Below are 5,164 nucleotides of genomic sequence, written 5' to 3' on the forward strand. Positions count from 1 at the left end.
TACTTTGCTGATCCATACTCTTCATGGCAGCGTGGAACCAACGAGAATGCCAATGGCCTCTTACGTGAATTCTTCCCTAAGAAGACCGATCTAGCTCAAATACCAGAAGAAGATTTAGATTTAGAGTTAGCCTTGCATTTAATTAATCATCGCCCAAGAAAATGTCTTGGTTGGAAAACTTCATACTAAGCGTTTTGGGAAGACGTGTCGCAGTTAGATTGACAAACCGTCATAAACATAAAGTGAAGGTCTAAGCCTAGTTCAAATGGCCTTGGCATGGGTACTACGTGAAGAGAAAATCACCTCCGCATTAATTGGGGCAAGCAGGGTTAGTCAAATTGAAGAGAATGTAAAAACATTATATAATCTTGAGTTTACAGCAGAAGAATTAAGGAAGATTCGGGATATACTTAAAGGTGTATAACGAAAAAACATTAAGCACATACCTCCAACTAGGTATTGTGCTTTTAATCATTTTTTTCGTGTTATCTTAGGAGTTACTGCTAACTAAATCAGATACAATATTCTCATCCGATGACTTTTTCTCGAGTGGATCTTCTGCTTGTTTTACCCGCTTGATAAAGAATGCAAGAATTAGTGCAACAATAGCGATTAAAGATGAAATGAAGAAAGCAAAATTAATCCCTCTCCCCTCAACTCGTAATTCATTACTTCAAAATAAATGATGAGGAATTAAATAAATTCGACATTAGTTTTTTACAAGGATACTTTCACGAAGTTTCACCAAACTAATATAAGCTAATACTTACAATTTCTTAGGGGGGTAGTACATGGATAATGTGTTTGATTACGAAGACATACAATTAATCCCGGCAAAAAGTATAGTAAAGAGCCGTTCTGAATGCGATACGTCTGTTAATTTTGGTGGGCATACATTCAAATTACCAGTGGTACCTGCGAATATGCAGACGATTATTGATGAAAAGATCGCGGTTTTTTTAGCAGAGAATCATTACTTCTATATTATGCATCGATTTGAACCAGAAAAGCGTATACCATTTATTAATGAAATGCATTCACGGGGCTTGTTAGCTTCGATAAGTGTTGGCGTTAAAGAGGATGAATATACTTTCATTAACCAATTAGCAGATGAAAAGCTTTCGCCAGAGTATATTACCATTGATATTGCACACGGTCATTCAAATGCTGTAATAGAGATGATTCAACACATTAAGAAAAACACACCTGCAAGTTTTGTTATTGCAGGAAATGTCGGAACCCCTGAAGCCGTAAGGGAATTAGAGAATGCTGGTGCTGACGCAACAAAAGTCGGCATTGGTCCAGGAAAGGTATGCATTACGAAGATTAAAACTGGATTCGGAACTGGCGGTTGGCAATTAGCTGCTTTGCGCTGGTGTTCAAAAGCAGCCACTAAACCCATCATCGCTGACGGAGGAATTCGTACAAATGGGGATATCGCTAAATCCATTCGATTTGGCGCATCGATGGTCATGATTGGTTCTTTATTTGCTGGTCACGAAGAGTCTCCAGGAGAAACCATTGAGAAAGATGGAAAGCTCTGCAAAGAATACTTCGGTTCAGCTTCAGAATTCCAAAAAGGTGAAAAGAGAAATGTTGAAGGCAAGAAGATGTACGTAGAACATAAAGGAACATTAAATGATACATTAATTGAAATGGAGCAAGATCTCCAATCTTCTATTTCTTATTCTGGCGGAAACAAGCTGGACGCAATTCGTCATGTAGATTATGTCGTCGTTAAGAATTCAATCTTTAACGGGGATAAAGTTTATTGAAAGCAGAAAGAAGAGGAAGCCATTTTTTGTCCTTCCTCTTCTTTACTTCAACAAATCCCTCAAAAAATCTAATCGGTCCTTTGCATTTCCTTTAATAATAATATCTACACCACTATCGATGTTTTCTACAACTTCTCCATTAATCACTCTTTCGGCCATTTCTACGCTAAGATAACCCATATCATAAGGATTTTGTGCCACTGTACCAGGCAGCACTTCTTCTTCAATGAGTTCAACCATTTTTATGGTTCCATCCGCTCCTGTAACGGGGATTGTAAAACCATTCTCTCTAACTACCTCTATAGCTTGTAAAGCAAGAACATCATTTGTTGCCATAATCGCTTTTACATCTGGATGAAGTAGTAGAATATCTTCCACCGCTTCTCTTACAAGTGGTGAACGATTCGTTAAATTTACTCTTTGTGTCGCTACATCAATATGTACTGCTTCAAAGCTTCCTTTTGCACCTGCAATTCGCTCACCTGAGACTGGACTATTTACGTCTCCACCAATGATAGCAACTTTATCTCCAGGCTGCAGCTGGGACGCAAGTAAAAACCCTGCTTTTTTCCCTAATTCAAAATTATCGGTTCCAATATATGCTGTTTTTTCATCCCACTGATGGTCGGTATCCAATAATATTACTGGTATATTGTTTTCAACAAAATCATCCAGTATAGGAAGAATCAAAGGGGCGTAGGTCGGTGAAACAATTAAAACATCGGGACTGCTATGGAGGACCTCATTTAATAATTCACTTTGTTCCTTCCCCCAGCCGTTTGCAGTCGCTAACACTTTTCCGTTTACTCCAAAATCACGAAATCCTTTTTCTGACAGCTTTCTTCTTATAAGTATTAGAATAATTTTCTTGTATTTTTACAAACTATAATTGTCAAAAAGGGTAATTATAGGATACTTATTCACTGTGCAATATTAACATGAAAGGAAATAAAACAATGAAGAAAAATCTTGTCCTCGTCTGTAGTTTAATCTTAATCATATTCCTGAATTTACTTCCTGTTCATGCAGCTTCTAATAGCCCTAGCAACCTTTATGAAGTAAAAGCCGGCGATACGTTACCTGAAATTGCAAAGAAGTTTGATACTACCATAGAGGAGCTTAAGCTAACAAATGGTTTGCAATCCGATTCTCTATTTGTTGAACAAAAATTATGGGTTCCAATAATGCATGAAGTTGTAACAGGAGAAACACTGCAGAACATTGCCTCAACTTACCATTCTTCAGTAGACACCATAAAAAAAGCAAATGGTCTCGTTTCTGATGAGCTATATGCAGGGCAAATATTAAAAGTTACTCCTAAAAAAATGACCATGCAAGGACAACATATCCTTATGACTAAGGAAGAGTTTAGAGATTGGTTATTTAACAATCAATTTAATCGTGATATTCGTATCATCCAACAACATCACACATGGTTACCTTCTTATGAGCAATTTAAAGGTACAAACCATTTTCAAATGTTACAAAGTATGGAGAACTTTCATAAGAAGGAAATGGGCTGGCAAAATATCGCGCAAAACATAACGACCTTCCCTGATGGAAAACTAGCTGTATCTAGGCCATTTAATATTGCTCCAGAAGGTTCAATTGGATCAAAGGCGAATTCAGCAGGGTTAACGATCGAAAATATTGGCAACTTTGATCTAGGTCACGATGTAATGACTAAGGAACAGCAGGATACAATTGTTTACATTACTGCCCTGCTTTGTATCAAGTTCGGCTTAACCCCCTCAATTGACAGTATTACTTATCATCATTGGTGGAATTTACAAACAAAGGAAAGAGTGTTAGATAACGGACCGGATTATAATGTGAAAACTTGTCCCGGCACCAATTTTTTCGGAGGCAATTCCACAAATGATGCAAAGAAGCATTTTTATCCTCTGGTTTCCGCTAAGATAGAAGAAATCTTAGCAACAATGGATTAAAAGTGACGACTATACAAAAAATTAAACAGGCGCTCCCATACCAAAATGGGTTGCACCTGTTTTGTCATTAGTTGTTATTTTTATTAAGAATCAATTGTTTAATTTCTTGAATATCTTTCTTTAATTCTTTATTTTCTTTATATAATCGGTCCATTTGTTCCTCTCGTTTTACTTCATCATCTTGGCCCAAATAACTTAAGATTACTGCGACTACAAGATTTAAAATAACTAATGCACCAATTATGATGAACGTTACAAAATAGACCCAAGCCCAAGGTACCTCATTAATAATCGGCCTTGCCACTTGACTTGCCCACGACTCAAACGTTACGACTTGCATTAACGTAAAGAGGGCTGTATGAAAGCTTCCAAAAAACTCGTATGGTAGCACTTCACTAAAGAAGGTTGTTCCAATGATCGCATAAATAGAAAAAATTAAGATTGAAAGACCCAAAATACCGGTTAAGGCTGGAACTGATTTCATCAATGAATCGATTATTTTTCTCAATGCAGGTATTGCAGGAATCATTCTAATCAAACGCAATACCCTTATTAGTCTTAAGACGCTAACAAAAGGAGTTGAATAAAACAATAAACTCCCTATAACAATACTAAAATCAAAGAGATTCCACCTATCAGAGAAATATCCTTTGAAACCAAGACCAATAATTTTCACAATTAGTTCTAGCACAAATATCCAAACAATGATTCTATCTATAGCTAGTAATAGACTATTACCAGTCAAATACGTTTCAGTAACAATAATTAGACCGTTAAAAAAGATAATAGCAATAACAATAGGCTGAAAGTATTTATGTTCTACCAGTTGTCTAATGGTCGTTCTAAATGAACGATTATTATTTACTTCTTGTTGTTTTTGTATTTCCATATTAATCAATCACTTTTCCTTTCTATTTCAATTTTTATTATTATACCAGTTACCGCTTTAAATAAATGACTATAGCTCTAAAATATCAAATGATATTCGATGGCAATTTTATGAACAGTCAAGCAAAAACCCCTCAAACTGAAAAAGTTCAAGGGGTATAACTTTGAATACACTAATCTCAAGGAAGTATTCTTGTCATTCATAATGCGGGTGAAGGGAGTCGAACCCCCACGTCGTAAGACACTAGATCCTAAGTCTAGCGCGTCTGCCAATTCCGCCACACCCGCATAATTGATGTTTTAAAAAAACATCTTAAATGGTGAGCCATGAAGGACTCGAACCTTCGACCCTCTGATTAAAAGTCAGATGCTCTACCAACTGAGCTAATGGCTCTTGCTGTTATTTCATAGAAGTGTTTCATGTTGCTTACGAACGACGAATCGCTCCGTGGTCTTACCTGTTCTTTCCTCTGCTAGTTTAGCTTCGCAGCTCACTGCGTCAGAACAACTCGAAGTTACCTCAAGTAGATTTGCTCGTAACTGAGCTAATGG

At 36.8% G+C, this 5,164-nt stretch carries 5 protein-coding genes, 2 tRNA genes and 1 pseudogene; 4 read left to right on the top strand and 4 right to left on the bottom strand.

What is annotated here, in order from left to right; translation table 11 throughout:
* The 3 genes and pseudogenes from AC1FXP_RS23200 to guaC all read left to right on the top strand — a co-directional run.
* Positions 1-189: transposase (locus AC1FXP_RS23200; protein WP_480064293.1), on the top strand; the 189-nt coding region annotated here is incomplete at its 5' end.
* A gap of 52 nt (positions 190-241) precedes the next feature.
* Positions 242-424, top strand: a pseudogene (locus AC1FXP_RS23205) (aldo/keto reductase); the annotation flags it as partial.
* A gap of 367 nt (positions 425-791) precedes the next feature.
* Positions 792-1,775 carry a GMP reductase gene (gene guaC, locus AC1FXP_RS23210; protein WP_480064294.1) on the top strand — a complete coding sequence of 328 codons (984 nt, stop codon included), beginning with the start codon at positions 792-794 and terminating at the stop codon, positions 1,773-1,775.
* A gap of 42 nt (positions 1,776-1,817) precedes the next feature.
* Here guaC and AC1FXP_RS23215 read toward each other — a convergent pair whose 3' ends face one another.
* Positions 1,818-2,639, bottom strand: a complete 822-nt coding sequence (locus AC1FXP_RS23215) for a sugar ABC transporter substrate-binding protein (RefSeq protein WP_480064297.1) — start codon at positions 2,637-2,639, stop codon at positions 1,818-1,820.
* A gap of 92 nt (positions 2,640-2,731) precedes the next feature.
* Between AC1FXP_RS23215 and AC1FXP_RS23220 the strand changes: the two genes are divergently transcribed.
* Complete coding sequence (locus AC1FXP_RS23220; RefSeq protein WP_480064295.1) at positions 2,732-3,724, top strand: LysM peptidoglycan-binding domain-containing protein; 993 nt, start codon at positions 2,732-2,734, stop codon at positions 3,722-3,724.
* 67 nt (positions 3,725-3,791) lie between these two features.
* Here the strand turns inward: AC1FXP_RS23220 and AC1FXP_RS23225 are convergent, their stop codons facing one another.
* From AC1FXP_RS23225 to AC1FXP_RS23235, 3 genes are all read right to left on the bottom strand, one after another.
* Positions 3,792-4,613, bottom strand: a complete 822-nt coding sequence (locus AC1FXP_RS23225) for an ion transporter (protein ID WP_480064296.1) — start codon at positions 4,611-4,613, stop codon at positions 3,792-3,794.
* Between the two features lie 205 nt (positions 4,614-4,818).
* Positions 4,819-4,900 (bottom strand) — tRNA-Leu (locus AC1FXP_RS23230).
* 30 nt (positions 4,901-4,930) lie between these two features.
* A tRNA-Lys gene (locus tag AC1FXP_RS23235) sits at positions 4,931-5,006 on the bottom strand.
* Between the last annotated feature and the right edge of the window lie 158 nt (positions 5,007-5,164).

The organism is Halalkalibacter sp. HAAS-P013 (assembly GCF_056619925.1).